The 21440-nt window shown below is 69.8% G+C and carries 19 protein-coding genes and 3 pseudogenes; 14 read left to right on the forward strand and 8 right to left on the reverse strand.

The features are described from left to right. Positions 1–383 precede the first annotated feature (383 nt). Complete coding sequence (locus tag AB0N14_RS32665; RefSeq protein ID WP_366029319.1) at positions 384–1241, forward strand: aldo/keto reductase; 858 nt, start codon at positions 384–386, stop codon at positions 1239–1241. Between the two features lie 95 nt (positions 1242–1336). On the opposite strand, the gene AB0N14_RS32670 is transcribed toward AB0N14_RS32665, so the two are convergent. Then, a complete protein-coding gene (locus AB0N14_RS32670) occupies positions 1337–2290 on the reverse strand; it encodes an NAD(P)-dependent oxidoreductase (RefSeq protein WP_366029320.1) in 954 nt (317 codons plus the stop codon). A 259-nt stretch (positions 2291–2549) separates the two neighbouring features. Here AB0N14_RS32670 and AB0N14_RS32675 point away from each other — a divergent pair, with 259 nt between their 5' ends. Beyond that, positions 2550–2822 (forward strand): dienelactone hydrolase family protein, encoded by a 273-nt coding sequence (locus AB0N14_RS32675; protein ID WP_366029321.1) that lies wholly within the window; start codon positions 2550–2552, stop codon positions 2820–2822. Between the two features lie 318 nt (positions 2823–3140). Here AB0N14_RS32675 and AB0N14_RS32680 read toward each other — a convergent pair. Next, positions 3141–3563: pseudogene (locus AB0N14_RS32680) on the reverse strand (four-carbon acid sugar kinase family protein); the annotation flags it as partial. Between the two features lie 30 nt (positions 3564–3593). Further along, positions 3594–5138: an MFS transporter gene (locus AB0N14_RS32685; protein WP_366029322.1), complete on the reverse strand. Its 1545-nt coding sequence runs from the start codon at positions 5136–5138 to the stop codon at positions 3594–3596. A gap of 779 nt (positions 5139–5917) precedes the next feature. Here AB0N14_RS32685 and AB0N14_RS32690 point away from each other — a divergent pair. The 3 genes from AB0N14_RS32690 to AB0N14_RS32700 are packed head-to-tail and all read left to right on the forward strand — an operon-like array spanning position 5918 to position 6722. Then, positions 5918–6139, forward strand: coding sequence for an Ig-like domain-containing protein (locus AB0N14_RS32690; protein WP_366029323.1), 222 nt, complete (start codon positions 5918–5920; stop codon positions 6137–6139). A 15-nt stretch (positions 6140–6154) separates the two neighbouring features. Continuing rightward, the gene (locus AB0N14_RS32695; RefSeq protein ID WP_366029324.1) at positions 6155–6439 is read left to right on the forward strand and encodes a L,D-transpeptidase; all 285 of its coding nucleotides are present in this window, start codon (positions 6155–6157) and stop codon (positions 6437–6439) included. Between the two features lie 13 nt (positions 6440–6452). Then, positions 6453–6722 carry a L,D-transpeptidase gene (locus AB0N14_RS32700; RefSeq protein WP_366029367.1) on the forward strand — a complete coding sequence of 90 codons (270 nt, stop codon included), beginning with the start codon at positions 6453–6455 and terminating at the stop codon, positions 6720–6722. A 234-nt stretch (positions 6723–6956) separates the two neighbouring features. Here AB0N14_RS32700 and AB0N14_RS32705 read toward each other — a convergent pair whose 3' ends face one another. After that, complete coding sequence (locus AB0N14_RS32705; protein ID WP_366029325.1) at positions 6957–7646, reverse strand: sigma-70 family RNA polymerase sigma factor; 690 nt, start codon at positions 7644–7646, stop codon at positions 6957–6959. Then, positions 7643–8824: an MFS transporter gene (locus AB0N14_RS32710; protein WP_366029326.1), complete on the reverse strand. Its 1182-nt coding sequence runs from the start codon at positions 8822–8824 to the stop codon at positions 7643–7645. The genes AB0N14_RS32705 and AB0N14_RS32710 overlap by 4 nt, the downstream gene beginning before the upstream one ends. Positions 8825–9043: 219 nt before the next feature. Between AB0N14_RS32710 and AB0N14_RS32715 the strand changes: the two genes are divergently transcribed. Both AB0N14_RS32715 and AB0N14_RS32720 read left to right on the forward strand, forming a co-directional pair. Beyond that, complete coding sequence (locus AB0N14_RS32715; protein WP_366029327.1) at positions 9044–10000, forward strand: LysR family transcriptional regulator; 957 nt, start codon at positions 9044–9046, stop codon at positions 9998–10000. 38 nt (positions 10001–10038) lie between these two features. Then, positions 10039–11116: pseudogene (locus AB0N14_RS32720) on the forward strand (gamma-glutamyltransferase); the annotation flags it as partial. 330 nt (positions 11117–11446) lie between these two features. On the opposite strand, the gene AB0N14_RS32725 reads toward AB0N14_RS32720, so the two are convergent. The 3 genes from AB0N14_RS32725 to AB0N14_RS32735 all read right to left on the reverse strand — a co-directional run bounded on the left by AB0N14_RS32725 (position 11447) and on the right by AB0N14_RS32735 (position 14901). Further along, on the reverse strand, positions 11447–12598 hold the full coding sequence (locus AB0N14_RS32725) for an AAA family ATPase (protein WP_366029328.1): 1152 nt from the start codon (positions 12596–12598) through the stop codon (positions 11447–11449). Between the two features lie 29 nt (positions 12599–12627). After that, complete coding sequence (locus tag AB0N14_RS32730) at positions 12628–13665, reverse strand: aliphatic amidase (RefSeq protein ID WP_366029329.1); 1038 nt, start codon at positions 13663–13665, stop codon at positions 12628–12630. A gap of 99 nt (positions 13666–13764) precedes the next feature. Next, positions 13765–14901: a substrate-binding domain-containing protein gene (locus tag AB0N14_RS32735; protein WP_366029330.1), complete on the reverse strand. Its 1137-nt coding sequence runs from the start codon at positions 14899–14901 to the stop codon at positions 13765–13767. 126 nt (positions 14902–15027) lie between these two features. Between AB0N14_RS32735 and AB0N14_RS32740 the strand changes: the two genes are divergently transcribed. The 7 genes and pseudogenes from AB0N14_RS32740 to AB0N14_RS32770 all read left to right on the forward strand — a co-directional run bounded on the left by AB0N14_RS32740 (position 15028) and on the right by AB0N14_RS32770 (position 21365). Continuing rightward, a complete protein-coding gene (locus tag AB0N14_RS32740) occupies positions 15028–15486 on the forward strand; it encodes a MarR family transcriptional regulator (protein ID WP_366029331.1) in 459 nt (152 codons plus the stop codon). 451 nt (positions 15487–15937) lie between these two features. Then, positions 15938–17680, forward strand: a complete 1743-nt coding sequence (locus tag AB0N14_RS32745; protein ID WP_366029332.1) for a hypothetical protein — start codon at positions 15938–15940, stop codon at positions 17678–17680. 40 nt (positions 17681–17720) lie between these two features. Further along, positions 17721–18149: an FmdB family zinc ribbon protein gene (locus AB0N14_RS32750; RefSeq protein ID WP_366029333.1), complete on the forward strand. Its 429-nt coding sequence runs from the start codon at positions 17721–17723 to the stop codon at positions 18147–18149. 94 nt (positions 18150–18243) lie between these two features. Then, the gene (gene fmdA / locus AB0N14_RS32755) at positions 18244–19494 is read left to right on the forward strand and encodes a formamidase (RefSeq protein WP_366029334.1); all 1251 of its coding nucleotides are present in this window, start codon (positions 18244–18246) and stop codon (positions 19492–19494) included. A gap of 404 nt (positions 19495–19898) precedes the next feature. Further along, positions 19899–19985: pseudogene (locus tag AB0N14_RS32760) on the forward strand (IS3 family transposase); the annotation flags it as partial. Positions 19986–19988: 3 nt separating this feature from the next. Continuing rightward, complete coding sequence (locus AB0N14_RS32765; RefSeq protein ID WP_366029368.1) at positions 19989–20375, forward strand: integrase core domain-containing protein; 387 nt, start codon at positions 19989–19991, stop codon at positions 20373–20375. 366 nt (positions 20376–20741) lie between these two features. Further along, positions 20742–21365 (forward strand): TetR/AcrR family transcriptional regulator, encoded by a 624-nt coding sequence (locus tag AB0N14_RS32770; protein WP_366029335.1) that lies wholly within the window; start codon positions 20742–20744, stop codon positions 21363–21365. Positions 21366–21440: the final 75 nt, after the last annotated feature.

Genomic DNA, 21440 nt, shown 5'->3' on the forward strand with positions numbered 1-21440 from the left:
ACTTCCGGTTCGTGTTCCACCTCGACGTCTCGCGGGAGGATGCGGAACGCGCGGCGATCGTCGTGCGGGAGACCCTGGCCGAAAGCACCGCCTGACGCGCAGCCATGAGCGCACCCGCGTTGCCTCGAGACGTCCGGAGTCGGATCGCGCCCAGCGGCATGGCCCTTGCGCGCGATCCGGCTCGCGCTGCAATCAGTGAGCGTTGTGAAGGTCGTCCCATTCAGATGACTCGCTGCTGAATGCGTTCGCTTTCTTCTATTGGACCCCTGGCTGTGGCTCGACGAGGCTCGGTTGTGCCGAGTCGCCGCGGGACCCTACCGCGGGTGTCGACCGGCACCAGTTCCGCGCGAACCCGCGTGACATTCGAAAGAGGTCTCGAGCACATGCACACTCGCCGCATCGGTGACGTCGAGGTCGGCGCGATCGGCCTGGGCGGCATGCCCATGTCGATCGAGGGCCGCCCCGAGGAGGCACGTTCCATCGCCACCATTCACGCCGCGCTCGACGCCGGCGTGACGCTGATCGACACCGCCGATGCCTATCACCGGGACGCCGGTGAAGTCGGTCATAACGAAACCCTGATCGCCAAGGCTCTCGCCTCCCATGCGCTGGGTGGGGATGTCCTCGTCGCCACGAAGGGCGGCCACCTGCGTCCCGGAGACGGCAGCTGGACGCAGGACGGCTCCCCCAAGCACATCAAGGAGGCCTGTGAAGCCTCCCTGCGCCGCCTTGGCGTGGAGGCCATCGGGCTCTACCAGTTCCACCGTCCCGATCCCAAGGTCCCCTACGCCGAATCCGTCGGTGCGGTGCGGGAACTCCTCGACGAGGGCAAGATCCGCATGGCCGGTGTCTCCAACGCCGACCCGGACCAGATCCGGCAGGCGGGCGAGATCCTCGGCGGCCGCCTGGCCTCCGTCCAGAACCAGTTCTCGCCGGCCTTCCGCTCCAGCGAGCCGGAGCTTCAGCTGTGTGACGAGCTCGGCATCGCGTTCCTGCCGTGGAGCCCTCTGGGCGGCATCTCCCGTGCGCGCGAACTCGGCTCGGTCTACGCACCGTTCGCGCGGGTCGCCGAGGCTCACGGGGTCAGCCCGCAGCAGGTCTGCCTGGCCTGGATGCTCGCCAAGTCGCCGGTCGTCGTTCCGATTCCCGGCGCGAGCCGGCCGGAGACCATCCGCGACTCGGCGGCGGCTGCCGAGCTGAAGCTGACGGACGAGGAGATCGCCGAGTTGGACACCGTCTGACACGGTGCACCTTGCGCTCGACGCCGGCTCGGCCACCGAGCCGGCGTCCCCGAGGATTGTCGAGCCGGTGGCAGCCGTTGTCCGTTGGTCGCTGGTCAGTAGCCCTGCGCAGGAACCACGGCGAGCTCGGGAAGGCGCCCCTGGCTCAACGCCTCCCAGCAGACGGCGAAATCAGCGGTCACGTCGTCCGGCCCGGTGATGCCCGCGGAGTGGGAGGTGACCACGGTGCGAGGCAGCCTCCACACCAGGTGGTCGAATCCGGGCGGCTCTTCACGCAGCACGTCGAGTACGGCCGTGCGCACCGCGCCCGTGTCGATCGCGTGGGCGAGGGCGGCGAGGTCGACGTTGGCGCCGCGACCGGCGTTGATGAACGTGGCGCCGCGCATGGCGTCGAACCTGTCGGCGTCGAAGAAGTTCTCCGTCTCGGCCGTCAGCGGCAGCGTGGAGACGACCCAGCGGGCCCCGCCGAGCAGGGCGTCGGCCGCGTCGGTGGTCACCGTCTCGTCGAAGCCGGGGACAGCGGTACGCGCCGTGCGGCTCACGCCCACCGTGTGGATCCCGCAGCCGCTCAGCATCGCTGCGACCCGCGCTCCCACGCGTCCTGCACCGTAGATCAGCGCCGTCTGGCCTGCGACGAGCTCGGACGGCACCCGCTGCCACTCGGTGCGCCGGTGCTGCTCGAGGAAGACCGGCACCGTCTGACATTCCGCGAGGATCCAGGCCAGTACGTACTGCCCGATCCGCTCTCCCATGCGTCCCACGGTGCGAGTGAGGAGTACTTCGGGCGGCCAGGACCTGCGGCGCAGCAACGCGTCGACCCCGGCGTTGGTGCTGTGGAACCAGCTCAGCCTCTCCAGGCGCAGCGATTCGGGAACGTCAGGGCCGACATAGACAACGGGAGTCTCCGCAGCGAGGTGATCCTCCCCGCTGCCAAAGGACACCCCGGCGTAGCCCTTCACCGGGCGGCCGGTGACTTCCGTGAGCGCCTCGACGACATCTCCGACCAGGTCAGGGGTCACCAACACGACCGAGCGCTGCAGCTCGTCCATAATCCGCACGTACAGCCTCTCTCACAACGATCCGCACGTCAGTCGACGTGTCTGTGTCTTACGCAGCAGCCGCGGACTGCCGCAGCAGTGCGCACATACCCTTGGGGATGACGACGCGGAGTGGGCCATGGCGGGCCCGCAGGGCTACTGCATCGGCCGCATCGTCGATGCGGCGCACGGTCTCATCGCAAAGGCGGCGCCGCCGGCGTAAGCGGAGCCGATCGCCGAGTTCCACTGGGCGGCGGAGCCGACGGCCGCGATGATCTCACGTCATCCCGGGCGCGTTGCCGGACTTCTCCGGGCTCAAGGCCGAAGTGCTCGGCACTACGGGGAGTTGGACACGACCGTCCCGCTGGAGTCGCTGGAGCAGCTGCGCGCCGCGATCGAGCAGCAGGCCGACATCGTACCGACATTCCACCTCTACCCGGCGGGCCACGCATTCTTCAACGACGGCCGTGAGACGTACCATGCTGCGTCCGCGCAGCTGGCTTGGGACCGTACGCTCGAGTTCCTGAACTCTCACGTCGGCTAGTGCGGTGACCCTGGGCCAGGGCCACGGCGAACTGCTGGGCGAGCTCGGGCTGCACGGCCGGGGAAGACGACGGCGTTGTCGCCCGCCCGCGAGCGCGGCGCGCAGTTCGCGCATCGCGCGGGTGGGGCCGCCCGGAGCGGTCGTCACCTCTACCGGCACGGCGGCCAGTTCCTCGATGAGTACGTGACGATGGGCGTGCGCCTGCCGGCTCCGGCTCCCGACACAGATGAGCGCCGGGCCAGGGACCTGACGGCCCAGGGGCAGTGTCGGACGAGAGGCCGGTTCCGGCTCCGTCCGCGGCGCGCCCAGCTGGTGGGCCATGCCGCCGGAGCCGACCAGCAGGACGGAGAGGTCCGCCGAGGCCCGGACCGTGCGCGCGAGATCCTCGTCGGTCAGCGCGTCGACGACCACCGCGTCGGCCGTGCCGACTGCCGCTGCAAGGGCGCGGGCCGGATCGCCGTCCCGCAGCTCTGCCAGGCTCAGCAGCGCCACGGTCAGGCCCGCCGCCTCCAGCTGTTCGGCGAGGGGTCGGCGGCCGGGATGCCGTTCCTCGACGGGCTCGCCACCGACGAGTACCCGGCCGCCGACGACGGTGCGTCCCGTGGCGGGGAAGGCAGGGGCGACCACCGCGAGGCGGCGCCTGCCTTCCCTCTTGGTCAGGGCTGCCAGGCAGCCGCGACCTCGGGATCGATGGTGCCTCGGAGTGTGGAGTCGAGGGAGCCGTCTTGATCCGGCCCGCAGAACCCGGAGACCACTCGTTGCTGTCCGTCGTCAAGGCCGACTCTCCGAGTGGCTGTCGGGTTTCGTTCGCCCGACGTCCGCCGAAGCAACCCTGGGCGCAGCCGACGTGGACACCACCCTCGCCGACGGACGGGCCGCGGAGCCCGCGTCGGGAGGGAGCTTGAAGGTCTGCCATCCGGACAGGCAGGTGATGACGACCATGACCAGCCAGGTCACGCGGTACGGTTCGGTGCTGTGCCCGGTGGCGCCGGGCAGGGCCTGGGCTCCGCGCAGGACGAGCGCGGTGACGGCGACGCCGAGGCCCGCGGCCAGTTGCTGCGCCGTCGCGGCCAGGGTGTTGGCGGCGGGCAGGATGTCCGGGCCGACGTCGGCGAACTGCAGGGTGTTGTACGCGGAGAACCCGGTCGACCGGAAGATGCCGCTCGCCAGCAGGATCAGCGCCGTCATCCACAGCGGTGTGCCGGACGACAGGGCCGCGCAGCCCGCGAAGCTCACCGCGAGCCCGACGGTGCTGACCAGGATCACCAGGCGGAAACCGAAGCGGCGTATGAGGGGCGTGGTGGCGGGCTTGATGCCGACGTTGCCGACGAAAACGGCGATGACCATGAGGCCCGTCCGCAGTGGTGACCAGCGGTACGCGTCCTGGAACATCAGAGGGAGGAGGAACGGGGCCGCGCTGACCATCGTCCGGTAGATCGAGCCGTCGAGCGTGGACGCCCGATATGTGCGCACCTGAAGGCTCCTGAGGTCCAGGAGGGGGCGCGCGGCGCGGCGCAGGTGGCGCACCGACACCGCGAGCAGCACCGCTGAGACGGCGAGCGCCACCAGGGGGCGGGCGAGGCCGCCTCCGCCGCCGACTTCCTCCATGCCGAGGACCAGCGTCGCAAGGCCCGTGCCGGTCAGCAGGAAACCCGGCCAGTCCAGGGGAGCCTTCTCTTCGGCGGGTTGTGTCGTGGCGACCATCCGCAGTTCCGCGATCAGGCAGGCTACACCGAGCGGCAGGTTGACCAGGAAGATCCATCGCCAGGAGGCGCAGGTGACGAAGAGGCCGCCCAGGACCGGCGCGACCACAGGTGCGAGCAGCGCGGGCCAGGTGAGGTAGGCGATCGCCGTGGCCAGGTCCTTGCGGTCGGTGGTGCGCAGGACGATGAGTCGGCCGACGGGCACCATCATGGCGCCGCCCAGTCCTTGCAGGACACGCATGCCTGTGAGCAGGGGCAGGCTGTCGCTGAGGGCACACAGCAGCGAGGCGACGGTGAAGACCGTGATGGCCAGGGCGAAGACGCGCCGGGGTCCCCACCGCTCGGCGAGCCAGCCGCTCGCCGGAATGCCGACCGCCAGGGCGACCAGATAGGCGGTCATGACCACGCCGATGCTGTCGGCGCTGGTATGGAAGCTACGCGCCATGCGGGGCGCGGCGGTCGCGATGATGGTGCCGTCGAGGTTCTCCATGAAGTACGTCGCGGCGACCAGGAGGGCCAGCCCGCTGCCCGCCCACCGGGTGTTCGCACCGTGCCGGCGCGAACCGCGACTCGCCGGCCGTGCGAGGCCGGCCCGAGCCGGTGTGGCCGTCATACCGCCACCCTCCCCGCGCCTTCGGCCCGTTCCGCAGCGGAGGCGGCGGACCTGCACGCGGGGGGAGCCCCCGTACGACCCGGAGGGGGACGCCGGAGGGAGGACGCCGAGACGAGCAGGGCCATAAGGTCCAGGGGCGCTCCCAGCAGGCAGAGGCCTTTCCGTTCGTGCGTGCCGTTCACGATGCCGGACGGGGCCGTCGCCATGTCACCGCCGGTGAAGCTGAAGACCAGGCAGCGACTGCTGACGCGTGCCGGGACGTTCTTCCGCGGGCTGCGGGTGTCCGGGAGGCTGAATCTTCGGTGGCCCTGGACGGCTGGGTCTTGCTTCGGCATGTTCCTCGCCTCTCAGTCCTCATGGGCCGGACCTCCACGAGCGCCCGGTTCTCCGGGATGTCGCCGAGCGGCGGCAGAGGGAGCGACCCGAGGGCGTATACGAACCGGGTCAGGGCAACGACGGGCGTGGCGCTGCGCGGCTCCCGCCGAACGTGCCGGCGACCGGCGAGAGCAGGGGCCCGCGCTTGCCGGAGGACTCAACGGCGGCTCCGCTCCGTCTGGTCTCCTTCGCCCCCTGGGCCCCGCTCATGCATTCCCGTCCCTGAGCATGCTCATATTTCTGTACGATTAGTTCACTATATAGGCGGCCACGGATCCGCCGACCCGTGTCTCGGCAGCCGGACGACGAGCGGTCCCGGCTGCCATCGCCGCACCGCGACGCATCCGTCCGCGACGGTCGGCGCGAGTGCGAGCCCCTCCCCTACGCGACCGTCCGGCCCGCCGATGCTGCTCCACACGATCGTCCCCGAGCCGGACGGCACCGTCGGAGTGACCATGCCGATCTCCATCGAATTCAGCGACCCCGTGGCTACCCCCGCCCGCGCCGCGATCGAGCGACACCTGAAGGTGACCACCTCCACACCGGTCACCCGTGCCTGGCACTGGTTCAGCAGCCGCCGGGGCGACTTCCGGCCCAAGACGTTCTGGCCGTCAGGCACCAGGTGACCGCTCAACGCCGAGTTGAAGGGGGTCGGCGACGGGAACGGCCGCAACGGCACCCACGACTACGACCGCAGCTTCACCATCGGGGCGCATGTCGAGACTCAGGTGAACGCCCCGAGCCACACCATGAAGGTCTACCGCAACGACAAGCTGGTGCGCACCATGCCCATCGACGCCGGCAGCCCGAACCGGCCCTCCTGGGACGGCACCACGGCGGTGATCGACAAGGAACGCGCGGTGCGGATGACGTCCTGCAGCGTCGGCATCGCTGCAACCCGAACAGCCCCGACTACTATGATCTGACGCTGCCTTGGACGTGCACCTCACCACGTCGGGCACTTACGTCCACTACTCCACCGGCGACCCGGACCCGGGACATTCCTACCACTCGCACGGCTGCGTCCACCTGTCCCACGCCAATGCCGAGTGGTTCTACAACTACGCCGAACAGGGCGATCCGGTCATCATCTCCGGGTCTCCACGCGGCACGTCCCCGGGGGACAACGGGTATACGGACTACAACGCGTCCTGGCCGCAGTGGCTCGCGGGCAGCGCCACAGGGCAGCTGACGACCAGCACGTCCTGACCCGCCTCGCTCGGCCGCCTCGCGGTTTTGGCGGCCGGCGGTGAGCACCACCAACTCAGCACCACCAACTCGTCGGACGCACGCTGGTGGCGGCAGGTGTGTGTGTCGCCTGCCGCCATCGGCACATCCCATCCGGTGAACCAACCGGTACGTCACACGCTCCGCCACGTGACGAGCGGCCGCGCGCGTCTGCGGCGTAGGTGCGTCGACGCTGCCGGGACAGAGCCGGGCAGCTCAACCGACCGTGGATTCCCATGATTCACCGTCGTCGCGGCCGTCGGAGCATCCGGGCGTGTCCGGGAGGAGGCCGCGGGCACGGGAGTAATCCTGTAGGAGGCGGCGCAGTTGGCGTCGGCCCCGGTGGACACGGGACTTCACCGTGCCGGTGGGGGTGCCCGTGATGTGGGCGATCTCCTTGTAGGCGAAGCCCTCGACGTCCACCAGGTACAGGACGATCCGCAGGTCCTCGCCGATCGTCCTGAGGGCGGCCGTGACGTCCGAGTCGGGCAGGTGGTCGAGGGCTTCCGCCTCTGCGGAGCGCCGCCTGGCGAAGTAGAGCGACTCGGCGGCCGCGAGGTGCGAGTCTTCGATGTCCTCGGCCTGGTGGTCGCGCCTCGACTCGCGCTGCTTCGTGTGGTAGTCGTCGATGAAGGTGGTGGTGAGGATGCGGTACAGCCAGGCCCGGAGGTTGGTGCCCTCCTGGAACCGGTCGCAGGAGTGGTATGCCGTCGCATAGGTCTCCTGCACCAGGTCCTCGGCGTCGGCGGAGTCGCATGTCAGGGCCAGCGCGGCGGCGTAGAGGCCGCCGATGTGGGCGAGTGCGGGCTCGAAACGGGCATCCTGTCCCGTGTTCTCGACACGATGGCTGGGCCGGTGATCGCCTGGGAGCACGGGCCGCCCCGCGTGGGAAGGTGCGGCGGTCATCGGCAGCTGGCCGCAAGTTCGTCGCGGAGGTACTGGGCGCGCACCGAGCGGGCGCCCAGCGCGACGGCGGCGCCGATGATCACCACGAAGGCGAGCATCACCACGCGGGTGGACACGTATTGCGTCGCGATACCCAGTGCGAGGACGGGCACCGACAGACCGATGTAGGCGCCGAGGAAGAAGAAGGCGAGCGCCTCGGCGCGGGACTCGGGCAGGGCGGTCATCCCGGCCGCGGTCAGCGCGCTGCGGAAGGCCAGTCCCCCGCCGGCGCCAGTCAGTATCCCGCCGATGACGAACATCAACAGGCTGGGCAGCCACATCCCGCCCACCAGCAGGGCCAGGCCGGGAACGAGCACGAGCGGGCCCGTGCGCAGCGTGAGCCCGAGCCCTGCGCGACTCAGCGCGATCTGCGCGACGGCCCCTGCGGCGAACGCGGCGAACGCCATGGCGCCGGCCACCGCGTGGGAGGTCTCGTGCAGGGTCCCGGCCAGGAACGACGGCACGAGGGAGTTGAAGATCCCATAGACGGCGAACGAGGCCAGGCCCGTCGTGACGGCAGCGAAGAACATCCGGCGCGCGTGCTCCGGCACCGCGATACGCTGCGGCCGGTACCGCGGCGCCGGATCCGGCAGGTCCGCGGTCTCGGGCGAGAGGGCGACGAGGACGGCCAGCACAGCCAGCGCGACGAGGAACACCACGTAGGGCAGTACCAGCGGCTGGGGGGCGTACTGGGCGAGCAGCCCGGCGACCAGCGGCCCGAATCCGATGCCGCCGAGGTTGGCCGCGGTGGCGACGATCTGGGAGCGGCGCGGCGAGCCCGTCCGGCCGCTCCAGGTTCCCAGGTGCAGCTCACTGAGATAGGCGGTGGCCGTCGCGGTGGTCAGACCGACGGAGACACCGGAGACGACCCGGGCCACCAGCAGTCCGGGCAGGCTCGGCGCGCACACGAAGATCAGCGCGCTGACGACATTGAGCAGCAACGCGGGCACGAGCACTCGCTTGCGGCCGATCCAGTCCGAGACGTGACCGGCGAGGAAGAGGCTGGCGATCACACCGACCGCGTACACGGCATACACGACGGTGATCATGATGGTGGAGAAGTGGTCACGCCGCTGGTAGAGCACATACAGCGGGGTCGGCACGGCCGAAAAGCCCATGTTCACCAGGAAGGCGAGCATGGTGCTCCAGAAGCCGAACGAGTGGTGTCGATGGCGGCGCGTGGGGCCATGGCGGTGTGCGCTTGGCTCCACCCTTCCTGCGGGGATGACAGACATGAACGGCCCTTTCCAGGTGCTTGCTCCAGACAGCAGCAGCGCGCCGTTGCCCTGCCGAGCCACCGTTCAGGCTTCCTGACCCGCGTTATGATGTCCAACGAAAGATTTCGATGGAGATCATTGATGACATGCATGAATGGGAGGGAGCGCGACGTGGAGCTGCGGCACCTGGAGCACTTCGTGGCCGTCGCCGAGGAGGGCAGCTTCACTCGCGCCGCGGCCCGGCTGCACCTGGTGCAGTCGACGCTCTCGGTCTCCATCCGATCCCTCGAGCGCGAACTCGGCGGAAAGCTGTTCGACCGCAGCACGCGCCAGGTGGAGCTCTCCGACGCCGGTCGGGCTCTGCTCGCCGAGGCGCGCACCGCCCTGGCGGCGGTGGACGCGGCCCGGGACGCCGTCGCAGCCGCCCAGGGCGGAGTGCGCGGCACCGTACGCGTCGGCATCATGCAGTCCCTGGCGCTGATCGATCTGGCTACGACCCTCACCCGCTACCACCGGGAGCGTCCACAGGTGCAGATCATCCCCAGCACCGCACCGGGCGGCTCGGCCGAACTCGTCACCCGGGTGCTCGACGGCAGCCTCGACCTGGCCTTCACCGCGCTCCCCGGCCGCTACCCCGCCGGGGTGACGGCACGCCTTCTCGCCTCCGAGCCCCTTCTCCTGGCCTGCCGGGAAGACCACCCGCTCGCCGGGCGCCCGGCCATCCCACTCGCCGACCTCGACGGCGAGCGCTTCGTGGACTTCCCCACCGGGTGGGGCACCCGGGCCAGCGTCGACCGCCTGTTCACCCAGACCGGCCTGCGGCGCGAGATCGCCGTTGAGGTGACCGACATCCCCACAGCCGTAGACCTGGTCCGCGCCGGATTCGGCTGCGCCTTTCTCAGCGCCTCGCTGACCTCCGGCTCCCGCGCCGACGCCCTCGCGCTGCGCCCGGTGCAGCCCGCCCCCCGCTTCGAGGTCTCCCTCGTCACCTCCACGGAACGCCGCCCGTCCGCCGCCGCCAAGGCGTTGGTCGACCTCGTCCTGACCACCCACGCCGTCCCGGATCCCGTCCCGCTGACCGAGCGGGGGAGCTTCTGAGTCTCCTCTGAATCGGCGAGCGAGGGGAGCACTCGTCGCCCGGGGCTCTGCTGAAGAACCCGGCCCTGGCCGCCACGTGGCGGCGGATCATCGCGGAGGCCGAGGCGGCCGGCTGCGGACGGGAGGCGCAGATCGACGCGGCGCGCCGCACCTGGCGCGAGGGCTTCGTCGCAGAAGCCCTGGCGGCCCAGGCGGCCCGGCCCACGATGGACAGCTCGGGTGAGCGGCACAGCGGGACCCTCACCGGTGACGGCCTCGCCGGCTGAACGGCCACGTACGAGGCTCCGGTCACCTACGACTGGAACGGCTGGACGGTGGCCAAGGCGGGGCCGTGGAGCCAGGGACCCGTCCTCCTCCAGCAACTGGCTCTGCTGCCGCCGGAGGTCATGGACGGCCTGGAGTACGGATCGCCCGACTACGTGCACCGGCTGGTCGAGGGAACCAAACTCGCGATGGCCGACCGAGAGGCATGGTACGGCGACGCGGCCGACGTCCCGCTCCAGGACCTGCTGAGCCGCCCGTACAACGACGCCCGGCTGGCGCTCATCGGCGAGACGGCCGCGATGGACCTCCGTCCGGGACGGCCCGGCGGCAGGGAGCCGCGGCTGAGCGAGCACGCCCTGAAGGCGGCCCGAGGCGCCGCGCCCGAATCCCGGGGTGCCGGTGACGGGGGACCGCAACGGAACCACCCGGGGCGACACATGCCACATCGACGTCGTCGACCGCTGGGGCAACATGATCGCCACCACCCCGAGCGGCGGCTGGCTCCAGTCCAACCCCGTCGTACAAGAGCTGGGCTTCCCGCTCGGCACCCGGCTCCAGATGTCCCGGCTGGAGCCCGGTCTGCCGTCGTCCCTGACTCCCGGCCGCCGTCCGCGGACGACGCTGACCCCTTCCCTCGCCCTGCGCGGCGGCGAAGCGGTGATGGCCTTCGGCACGCCCGGAGGAGACCAGCAGGACCAGTGGAGCCTGCACTTCCTTCTCGCCGTCGCCCTGCGCGCACCCGTCCGCGGCGGTCTCGACCTGCAAGGCGCCGTCGACGCACCCAACTGGCACAACGACAGCTTCCCCAGTTCGTTCTACCCCCGTGACATGCGACCGGGCAGCGTGACCGTCGCCGCCGTCCGGCCGGCACTCGCCCGCGGGATGACGCTGCTGGTCGGTACCGAAACGGCCGCCCTGCTGCTGTTCGCGGTGGTGGACTCCGCCACCGGCAACACCACCGTGTCCGCCGAGACACCGCATCTGATCGCCCTGGCAGGATGCTGTTCCTCCACCACCTCCCCCGGAGCCCTCTCTCGGGCGGCAACCGGTCCGACAGGCCTCGCCGGGCTCCCGCAGCACGGCCGGGACGGCTGCGCCGGCTCGGCGCCCTGTGGTGAGGACGTCTGCACGCGAAGGCGTGGCCCCGGGCTGCGGACGCCCACGTCGCACGGGCGTCCTCAGTCACGGGTGGCCCGGCGGCCGGCCTGCGAGCAGCTCCGGCGCCGCTGCCCGCTGCGAAGGGGCCGGCCGGCACTCGGCGCGGCTTGCCGCCCGGTCGGGTCGGTTCCGCGCCGGGTCGCCGGCCTCATCGACGACAGTGCACTCGACGCGGTCTCCGTTCATGCGGATGTGAACGACCCCGGGCGTGCCGGGGCGGGACCCTTCACCGGCAAGCGCCTCCACGAGGGGCGTGAGCAGCTCCCGTCGCATGGCCCGCTTGAGCGCCCGCACGCCGAACGCCTCGTCGTGGCCCACACGTGCGAGGTGGGTGACCACGTCCCGGCCGACATGGGCGCGCACCGATCGCTCGAGCAGGCGGTCGACGACGAGGAAGACCTCACGTTCGGCGATCTCGACAGCGGTTGTGCTGTCGAGATCGCCGAACGCGACGATCTCGTCGTACCTGTTGAGGAACTCCGGATCGAAGAACTCCTGCAGGGCGGCCGCGAGGATGCCGGCCTCCGCGCCCTGTGCGGCCTCCGCCGAGGGGTGGATGAGCAGACTCGCGAGCTCGTTCGCGCGGTTCCGGGGCACCGCCGGACGCCAGGGCCATCGCCGCCGGGTACGGTTCCTGCGGTGCTGCGCGATCGCCCGAGCGCCGAGGTTGGACGTCATGACGACGATGCAGTTGCGGAAGTCGATCGTCTGGGTTCCGTTGGAGAGCGTGAAGCGCCCGTTGTCGAGTACATGCAGCAGTGCGCGCACGACCGCGGGGTGCGCCTTCTCGATCTCGTCGAAGAGCGCGATACCGGGGCGGTCTCCGTCCGATTCGATGAGTGCGCGGTCGAGGACGGTGAGCCCCTCCTTGCTGCCCGCGTATCCGGGCGGCGCCCCCGCCAGCGACGCCGCGTAGTGCTCCTGTGCGAGCGCGCTCATGTCGATGCGGCAGAAATCCTCCGGACCCGAGCGCAGCACCTCCGCGAGTGCGCGCACGAGTTGGGTCTTGCCGACCCCGGTCGGGCCGACGAACAGCAGCCCGGCGAGGGGGCGGTCGGGTTCCAGGAGACCCGACCGTCCGATCGTGACCGCCCGGACAAGTGCATCGACCGCGTGGTCCTGGCCGATCACGCGCAGCCTCAGCTGCTCCGTGAGCTCGCTCGCTTGAAGATGCATCCTTCTTGCCTCGATGCCCGATACGGTCCTCAAGCCTCCATGACCTTCTCGGTCGGCAGGTCGTAGACCGGGCAGTCGGCGACTCCGATGGTGTCGCGTGTGATCGCTTCCACCTGCTCCTGCGCCTTCTTCGCGTCGTTGACCCAGGTCTTGTAGAAGTCGAAGGGACAGTCGGCGATGCCCTTGTCGCCGTCACCGGCGTTCCACACGCCCGTGTAGCCGCGGTGCAGGAGCTTGAACAGGTGGTTCTGCGCCTGGTCGTTCCTGCGGGCGTCGCGGATCTCGGGGACGGACAGCTGCGCGTACTGGATGCCGTACTCCTCCTCGCCGCACTCGCCGAGTGTGTGTCCGTCGAAGCCGATGATCGCGGAGTGGCCGAAGTAGGTGTAGACGCCGTCGAAGCCGGCGCAGTTCGCCACCGCGACATAGCAGTTGTTGGCCCATGCCATGGCCTTGGCCATGAGGACCTGCTGGTCCTTCGCCGGGTACATGTAGCCCTGGCACCGCACGATGAGTTCGGCACCCTTCATGGCACAGTCCCGCCAGATCTCCGGGTAGTTGCCGTCGTCGCACACGATGAGCGAGACCTTCAGCCCCTTGGGCCCCTCCGTCACGTAGGTCTGACCGCCCGGATACCAGCCCTCGATGGGGTTCCAGGGCAGGACCTTGCGGTACTTCTGCACGATCTCGCCCTGGTCGTCGATGAGGACGAGCGTGTTGTACGGCGGCTTGTCCGGGTGCGCCTCGTGGCGCTCACCGGTGAGCGAGAACACGCCCCAGGTCCTGGCCTTCCGGCAGGCCTCGGCGAAGATGTCCGTCTCCGGGCCGGGGACGGTCGTCGCCGTCGCGTACATCTCGTCCTTGTCGTACATGATCCCCATCGTCGAGTACTCGGGGAAGACGATGAGGTCCATACCGGGAAGCCCCTGCTTGATCCCGACGACCATCTCGGCGATCTTCTCGGCGTTCTCGAGGACCTCGGCCGTCGTGTGCAGGCGGGGGATCTTGTAGTTCACCACCGCGACGCCGACGGTGTCTGGGCTCGAGGTGATGTCTCCGTGGCGCATGGGCGTGCGACCTTCCTTCCAGTTAACTTTCAAATGAAACTATTTCCACAGGAAGGACATGTCAAGGGTCGACGGGTCGGCGATGATGCCGCGAGGAGGTCAGAAACGGTGCAGCACGTCGAACTGCAGGCCGTCGACGGCCGCGAGGAACACACGCTGCTCCAGGTGCCGGTCCCGCAGGCGCACGGGGCCACGCGGGCTGTCGTAGGCAAGACCCTCCGCCGACTCCCGGATCCGCCGCACGTCCGCGCTGCCCGCCCTGCTGAACAGTTCGGCGAGCAGCCGCACCCCCTCGTAGCAGGACTCGCCGATGCTGTTGAGCACCGGGGCCAGCGCCCCGAACCGGTGGTGGTAGCGGGCACTGAAGTCCAGGCTGTCGGCGGTGACCAGCGTCTCGAAGAAACCGGCCGCCGCGAACAGCCCTCTGGTCGCTGCGGCTCCGCTGCCCAGCACCATGTTCTCGTCCATCAGCGGGGAGAACCGCACGCACGTCTCCTGCAGTCCGGCGGCGGCGAACGCGCGGTTGAAGGCGACCGCGTCCGCACCGACGAGCAGCATCAGCACGCCCTGCGGAGCGGCCGCAACCAGGCGCCGGACGACATCGTCATACGTCTCCGTACCGAGCGCGACGAAGATCTCCTCGCCGACACTCCCGCCGATCCGCGCCAGATAGCGACGCGCGGCCACCGCGGTACGCCGAGGCCAGACGTAGTCGTCGCCCACGACCGCCCACCGTCGCACGCCCAGCTCCTCGGCGAACCAGCCCAGGGCGGGGCGCAGCTGGCACCCCGGCGTCTCACCCGCCAGGAAGACGCAGGGCGCGCGCTCGCCGCCTTCGTACAAGGGGGTGTAGACATACGGCACCCGATCGGCGATGCGCGGTACCACGGCCTTGCGGACGCTGGACAGGTGCCATCCGGTCACGGCGTCCACCACGCCCGCAGAGATCAGCAGGTCGACCTCGTCGGCCACCACATGCGGCGGCGCTCCGCCGTCGACCACCACGAACTCGATCGACCGGCCGAGCACTCCACCCGCCGTGTTGACCTCCTCGGCGGCCAGATCGGCGCACAACTCGCAGGACGGCCCGAAGATTCCGGCAGGTCCCTGCAGGGGCACGACGAGGGCGATGCGAAGCGGGCCGGACGGCCGGCGCCGCCCCTCAAGGACCGGCTCCCGGCAGACCAGGCCGCCCACCGTAAGACCGTGCGCAGATGGCGAGTCGATCAGGACCATCAGCGACCTTTCGCTCCCGACCCCCGCCACCTTCACCGGTACGGAGGCCCTCGTGCTCCCCCGCACGCTACTATGCAAGTGTTTCCAGAATGAAAATTTCTATCCGAAAGGGCACGGGTGGGGTGAATGGCACCACAGCGGACTGCGCAGCAGGCGCGCGCAGCGGTGACCGGTGCGGCCGGTGACCTTCCACGACTCCTGTCCGCGGTCGAACGCAAGGTCTCCGGCCGACTCGCCGCCGCACTCGAGTCGGCGGGCAGCACCATCGAACAGTGGCGGGTCCTGTCCCTCCTCGCGGACAACCGCGGGCACACCATGACGGAGCTGGCGGACCACGCCCTCCTGCCGGCACCGACACTGACGAAGGTGATCGACCGCATGGTGGCCGCCAACCTCGTCCACCGCCGGGCGGACGAGAACGACCGGCGGCGCGTGCTGGCACTGCTCACTCCGCGCGGCCGCAGGGTGTACCGCTCACTGCAGCAGACGATCGAGCAGCAGGAGTCCGATCTGTTCTCACCACTTGCCGACGACGTGGACGAGCTGCGCGCCCTGCTGACACGCGCCAACCAGCGGCTCCCCTGAACCGGCCACCCACACAATCCCGGGCGGCACTGTTCAGCCACCACGACAGGCGCCGCGCCACCAGGAGCGGCATCGCCCCCAGCCGGGGGCGGTGCCGCTCCTCGGCTTGTGCGTGACGGACCGGAGGCCGGAGTGCCGTCCGCGCCTTACACGTTGTTAACGGATTCGTTGCCCAAACGGTCTTGATCGGCGTCACGGTTGCCTTCACCGCTGCGGTGCAACGGCCCGTCGGCAACGGACACGGCCGCCGGGCGAGGAGTCGACCCGGCTGCGGTAGGTGGATTCGATTCCTCGGGCCCCCTGAACCGGAAGCAGCCCGCAGCCCACCATTGACATTTACTTCACGTCAAAATAATTTCTGTGAGAACTAATGCTCCTCCGGTGCAACGGCGCGTCGGTGGCACACACAGTCGACATCCCATCGCCCGCCCATCCTCGAGAGGACGACCCGATGTCCCCTGTTCCAGAAAGCACCCAAGCCGGCGAGCCCGCCGTCGGCAGCACCAGTGACGGATCGTCCGGCGTTCTCACCGCGCCGGACCGCACCTACGCCAAGGCGGCCGCGAGCGAGTCCCTCGAGGACTACTCGCTGCGCTACGCCCCGCTGTCCTTCCGCACATGGACGCCGTACGTGGTGGCGACAACGGCCATCGGAGGCATCGCCTACCTCGCCGACTTCAGCATCGGGGCCTCCATCGTCCTGACGAACGGCGCCGCCTCCGGCATCACCGCCATCCTGGCGGCGGCCGTCATCATCTTCATCACGGGCGTCCCCATCGCACGGGCCTGCGCCAAGTACGGCGTCGACATGGACCTGCTGACGCGGGGAACCGGCTTCGGCTACTTCGGCTCCACGCTGACGTCACTCATCTACGCGTCGTTCACCTTCATCTTCTTCGCGCTCGAGGGCTCGATCATGGCGCAGGGCTTCCTGTACGCCTTCGGCCTGCCCCTGGCCGTGGGGTACCTGGTCGCCTCGCTGCTGATCATCCCGATCGTCGTCTTCGGCATGAAGGCCCTCGCGAAGCTGCACGTGTGGACCCAGCCGCTGTGGCTCGTCCTGCTCGCCCTGCCGTTCGTCGCGGTCGCGGTGCACAACCCCACCGCCTTCAAGAGGCTGGGCTCTTTTGCCGGTACCGACGGCGCCCACAGCGCCTTCTCCTGGCACGCCTTCGGACTCGGTATGGGTGTGGCGCTCAGCCTGATCGCACAGATCGGTGAGCAGGCCGACTACCTGCGGTTCATGCCGAAGAAGACCAAGGAGAACAGCCGGGCGTGGAACGTGGCCACGACCGTCGCCGGCCCCGGCTGGGTGGTCCTGGGTGCGGCGAAGCAGATCGGCGGCGCCCTCCTGGCCGTCTCCGTGCTCCAGCTCGGCGGCACCGCGGCGGACGCGGTCGAACCCATCCACCAGTACGCCGAGGCCATCAAGCCCTGGCTCGGCGGAGCCACCGTTGCGGTGGCCACCATCTTCGTCGTCATGAGCCAGATCAAGATCAACACCACCAACGCGTACTCGGGGTCGCTGTCCTGGTCGAACTTCTTCTCCCGGATCACCCACCGCCACCCCGGCCGCGTCTACTACGTGGCGCTAAATGTCGGCGTCGCTCTGCTCCTGATGGAGCTGAACATGTTCAGCTTCCTCAACACGATCCTCGGCTTCTACTCCAACGTCGGCATCGCCTGGGTGGGAGCCGTCTGCGCCGACCTGCTCATCAACAAGCCACTCGGCTGGAGCCCGAAGCACATCGAGTTCAAGCGCGCCTACCTCTACACCATCAACCCGGTCGGCTTCGGGTCGATGGCGATCGCCTCCCTCGTCTCCGTCATGGCGTTCTTCAAGGCGTTCGGCGACGGCTGGACGTACGCCTTCAGCCCGCTGATCGCCCTGGTGCTCGCCATGACCCTCTCGCCGCTGCTGGCCTGGGCCACCAAGGGCAAGTACTACATCGCCCGGCCCAACCTGGTCGCCGGCCCCGAGGCCGGCGAGGTCGACATGGCGGAGGAACTGACCTGCAGCACCTGCGGGACCGCCTACGAGCGTCCCGACATGGCGGACTGCGCCTACACCCAGTCCCTGGTGTGCAGCCTGTGCTGCAGCCTGGAGAGCCGCTGCCACGACGAGTGCAAGAAGCCGGGCGCGGCAGCCGGGCCGGTGCTGCTCGGCACGCCCCAGGTTCCCAAGTCCGTCTGACACAGCCGTTCACGGCAACAACGCTGAGGACGCCCCAACGGTGCAGGGGGATCGCCGGTTCGCCACCGGTCGGCGGTCCAGCACCGCGCTCAGCCAAGCCCGTGGCGACGACGAACTCCGCGCGGTGGCCGACCGCCCCGTGGGCGGCCTGCCCACCGGCACGCACAGAAGGAGTGACACGACCGTGCCCACGTACGCGTTCCGGTGCCCGGCCTGCGGTGACTTCGACGCCCGGTTCCCGATGACCTCGATTCCCACGCAACTGGACTGCCGGACGTGCGGTGGGGGCGCCAGGCGGATCTTCTCCGCACCTCATCTCGGCCTCGGCTCCTCGACCGCCGTGAAGCTCCTCGACGCGACCGAACGCACCGCGAGCGAGCCCGCGGTCGTGGCGTCGCTGCCGGACCGCCGGACGCCACCGCGCCCCGTCACCCGCAACCCGCTGCACGCCAAGCTTCCCCGTCCCTGACGACCGTCCCTGACACCCCATCGGCGTCGTCGCCCGACCCAGCGAGCCGGTCACCGGACGACGCCCCCTCATCACGCGCACCCCAGGAGCCGGCATGCCCGATGTGATCTTCCCTCTGGACTCGACCAAACCGTTCACCGAGCAGAAACTGCTGGGCCACAACAGGTGGCATCCGGAGATCCCGGCGGCCGTCATGGTCAAACCCGGCGAGTCCTTCCGGGTGGACTGCCGCGAGTGGTTCGACGGCGCAATCAAGAACGACGACTCGGCGGAGGACATCCTCAACGCCCCGCTCGACGCCGTGCACGTCCTGTCGGGGCCCATCGGGGTCGAGGGCGCGAGGCCGGGCGACCTGCTCATCGTCGACATCCTCGACATCGGCCCGATCCCGCAGGAGACCGGCGCCCTGGCCGGTCAGAGCTGGGGCTACACCGGGATCTTCGCGAAGGACAACGGCGGCGGCTTCCTCACCGAGCAGTTCCCCGACGCGTACAAGGCCGTATGGGACTTCTCCGGCGGCGTGGCCACCTCCCGTCACGTCCCCCACGTCTCCTTCACGGGGATCGTCCACCCCGGCCTGATGGGCACCGCTCCGAGCAGGTCGCTGCTGGCATCGTGGAACACCCGCGAGGCGGCGCTCATCGCGACCGACCCGCACCGGGTGCCTCCGCTCGCGCTGCCGCCGCAGCCCGAATCCGCCCTCCTCGGCGGCGTCCCGGCAGGCGAGTTCGACCGCATCGCCGCCGAGGCCGCGCGCACGGCACCGCCCCGGGAGAACGGCGGCAACCAGGACATCAAGAACCTGTCGAAGGGGACCCGGGTGTTCTACCCGGTGTTCGTCGACGGTGCGAACCTGTCCGTCGGCGATCTGCACTTCTCCCAGGGCGACGGCGAGATCACCTTCTGCGGAGCCATCGAGATGGGCGGCTACATCGATCTGCGGGTCGACCTCATCCGCGGCGGGATGGAGACCTACGGCGTCTCGGAGAACGCCATCTTCATGCCCGGCAACACCGACCCGCAGTACTCCCAGTGGATCGCGTTCTCCGGGACCTCCGTCACCCTCGACGGAGAACAGAAGTACCTCGACTCGCACCTCGCCTACCAGCGGGCGTGCCTGCACGCGATCGACTACCTGACGAAGTTCGGCTACAGCCCCGAGCAGGCCTACCTGCTGCTGGGCGCAGCCCCGATCGAGGGACGGCTGTCCGGCGTCGTGGACATTCCCAACGCCTGCGCGACGGTCTACATCCCCACGGCCATCTTCGACTTCCCCGTCGGCCCCAGCAGCGACGGGCCGGTCAGGATCGACCCGGGACCGGGAGCGCCGAAGGCGTCCTTCTGACCGGCATCCTTCGCCGAACGCCGAACGCCGGTCCAAGCGCCCCCGAGCAGGGCCCTTGGACCGGCGTGGCGTTGCGATCAGCCATGCGTTGCGCCCGTGCCTGCCCGAGTACCACGTCGGGTGGACGACGGCGTCGCTGCTGTCGGCATCGATCCCGATCCGGCACACCGCCGCCCGCGGCGCAGCCCCGTGAACCCGACCTGCCTAACCGAACATGACAACATAAGCGGGATCCTCAGGTTGAGCACGCACAATGCAGGCGTGAACCGATCGCCGGAACGCAGGTACCACGACACAGAGCGAGACGATGGTGCGCGAGCGCCGGGCCGGCGGCGCGCGGGCGGCAGCCCGCCGAGGCGGGCACCCGCGAGCGGCACGGTCCACGGTCCGGGCTCCCGCCCCGTGTGTCCCGGGGCACCTACGGCGCTCCGCGCATCCACGCCGTGCTCCAGCGTGAGGGAACTGCCTGCGGCCGCAGACGCATCGCCCGGCTGATGCGGGCCACCGCCGACCACCTGCGCACCGAGTTGGTCGCCGACGCCCTGCGAGCCGCCTGCCGCCATCGCCGTCCCGAGGGCCCGGTGATCTTTCATTCGGATCGCGGATGTCAGTACACCAGTCGTCAATTCGCCCTTCCGGCAAGCGAGTCGGGTATCCGGCTCTCGGTCGGCCGCACCGGGCAGTGCTGGGACAACGCGCTGGCCGAGTCGTTCTTCGCCACCTTGAAGAACGAGCTCATCCGCGACCATCCCTGGCCGAGCCGGGTCGCCGCACACACCGCGGCCTTCAAGTGGATCGAAGGCTGGTACAACGTGCACCGACTGCATAGCAGCCTCGGCTACCGAAGTCGCGCCGACTACGAGGCCGGCCTGGCGGCCTGACCACCACATCGACGGTGTCCGCCAAAGCGGAACAAGCCCACATGGGCGTTGATGGGCGGTCGCGGACACGGGACCTGGGGTGGCTTCATGGCGCTGCTGGACAAGTCACCGGAGATCCAAGTGACATCGTGTAGCGCCGGACCGAGCTGCGCTCCTTCGAATCCCGAATACTGCAACCTGCCGGTCTACCGGGACGTCCACCTGACATGGAGCGGCACCAGCATCCACGACGACTCGGCATCTGCCCGCACTCGGGGTCGAACGCCTCCGGCGGATAACCTCGGCTCGCTGCGGCACGACCGGCCCTGCCACGGCCCTCGGTCCGGCGGTGCGGATGTCCGTCCGGAATCGGTGTTGGATGGAGAGATGAACGATTCGATCACCACGTCGCAGGGGAGCGGCGCCGTGCCCGGTCTGGCCCGGCGCGCCGGCCGGCCCCGTAGCGAGCAGGCGCGTCATGCCGTGCTGCAGGCTTGCACGGAACTGCTACAGGAGGGCGGTCTGCGGGGCATGACGACCGACCGGATCTCCGCCCGGAGTGGGGTGAGCAAGGCGACGATCTACAAGTGGTGGCCGAACAAGTACGCGGTCGCGGTCGAGGCCTTTCTGTCGCAGATGTACGCCGAGTCACCGGATCCGGACACCGGTTCCGCGGCTGAGGATTTCCGCCACGCGGTGCGCGGCATGATGCGGTTCTACGCGAGTCCGAGCGGGCGGATCTTCGCCCAGCTGGTGGCCGAGGCGCAAAACGATCCAAAGGTGGCCGCGGAGCTGCGGGACCGGTTGATCGCTTCCCGCCGGGAGCTGGTGCGGGCCATCTGGGACCGGGGGGTCGAGCGGGGCGAGCTGCGGGCGGAGGTCGACCCTGAGGTGGCCATCGATCTGTTCTTCGGCCCGGCGATGTACCGGCTGGTGGCCGGGCATGCGCCGCTGGATGAGGCGGGCGCGGACGAGATCGTCCGGGCCGCGCTCCGCGGCCTGGCCCCCTGACGCCGGCGGGGCGTCCGTCTCCGGTCCGGGCCGCCCCTGTGCCATCGCGTTCCTGAGCAGTCGGGAATCGCCTAT

Source organism: Streptomyces sp. NPDC051104 (genome assembly GCF_040682835.1).
Lineage (GTDB): Bacteria > Actinomycetota > Actinomycetes > Streptomycetales > Streptomycetaceae > Streptomyces > Streptomyces cynarae.

Coding starts and splice junctions, on each gene's coding strand:
- AB0N14_RS32665 (WP_366029319.1), top strand. CDS start 384: ATGCACACTCGCCGCATCGGTGACGTCGAGGTCGGCGCGATCGGCCTG.
- AB0N14_RS32670 (WP_366029320.1), bottom strand. CDS start 2,290: ATGGACGAGCTGCAGCGCTCGGTCGTGTTGGTGACCCCTGACCTGGTC.
- AB0N14_RS32675 (WP_366029321.1), top strand. CDS start 2,550: ATGATCTCACGTCATCCCGGGCGCGTTGCCGGACTTCTCCGGGCTCAA.
- AB0N14_RS32685 (WP_366029322.1), bottom strand. CDS start 5,138: ATGACGGCCACACCGGCTCGGGCCGGCCTCGCACGGCCGGCGAGTCGC.
- AB0N14_RS32690 (WP_366029323.1), top strand. CDS start 5,918: ATGCTGCTCCACACGATCGTCCCCGAGCCGGACGGCACCGTCGGAGTG.
- AB0N14_RS32705 (WP_366029325.1), bottom strand. CDS start 7,646: ATGACCGCCGCACCTTCCCACGCGGGGCGGCCCGTGCTCCCAGGCGAT.
- AB0N14_RS32710 (WP_366029326.1), bottom strand. CDS start 8,824: ATGCTCGCCTTCCTGGTGAACATGGGCTTTTCGGCCGTGCCGACCCCG.
- AB0N14_RS32715 (WP_366029327.1), top strand. CDS start 9,044: ATGACATGCATGAATGGGAGGGAGCGCGACGTGGAGCTGCGGCACCTG.
- AB0N14_RS32725 (WP_366029328.1), bottom strand. CDS start 12,598: ATGCATCTTCAAGCGAGCGAGCTCACGGAGCAGCTGAGGCTGCGCGTG.
- AB0N14_RS32730 (WP_366029329.1), bottom strand. CDS start 13,665: ATGCGCCACGGAGACATCACCTCGAGCCCAGACACCGTCGGCGTCGCG.
- AB0N14_RS32735 (WP_366029330.1), bottom strand. CDS start 14,901: ATGGTCCTGATCGACTCGCCATCTGCGCACGGTCTTACGGTGGGCGGC.
- AB0N14_RS32740 (WP_366029331.1), top strand. CDS start 15,028: ATGGCACCACAGCGGACTGCGCAGCAGGCGCGCGCAGCGGTGACCGGT.
- AB0N14_RS32745 (WP_366029332.1), top strand. CDS start 15,938: ATGTCCCCTGTTCCAGAAAGCACCCAAGCCGGCGAGCCCGCCGTCGGC.
- fmdA (WP_366029334.1), top strand. CDS start 18,244: ATGCCCGATGTGATCTTCCCTCTGGACTCGACCAAACCGTTCACCGAG.
- AB0N14_RS32765 (WP_366029368.1), top strand. CDS start 19,989: ATGCGGGCCACCGCCGACCACCTGCGCACCGAGTTGGTCGCCGACGCC.
- AB0N14_RS32770 (WP_366029335.1), top strand. CDS start 20,742: ATGAACGATTCGATCACCACGTCGCAGGGGAGCGGCGCCGTGCCCGGT.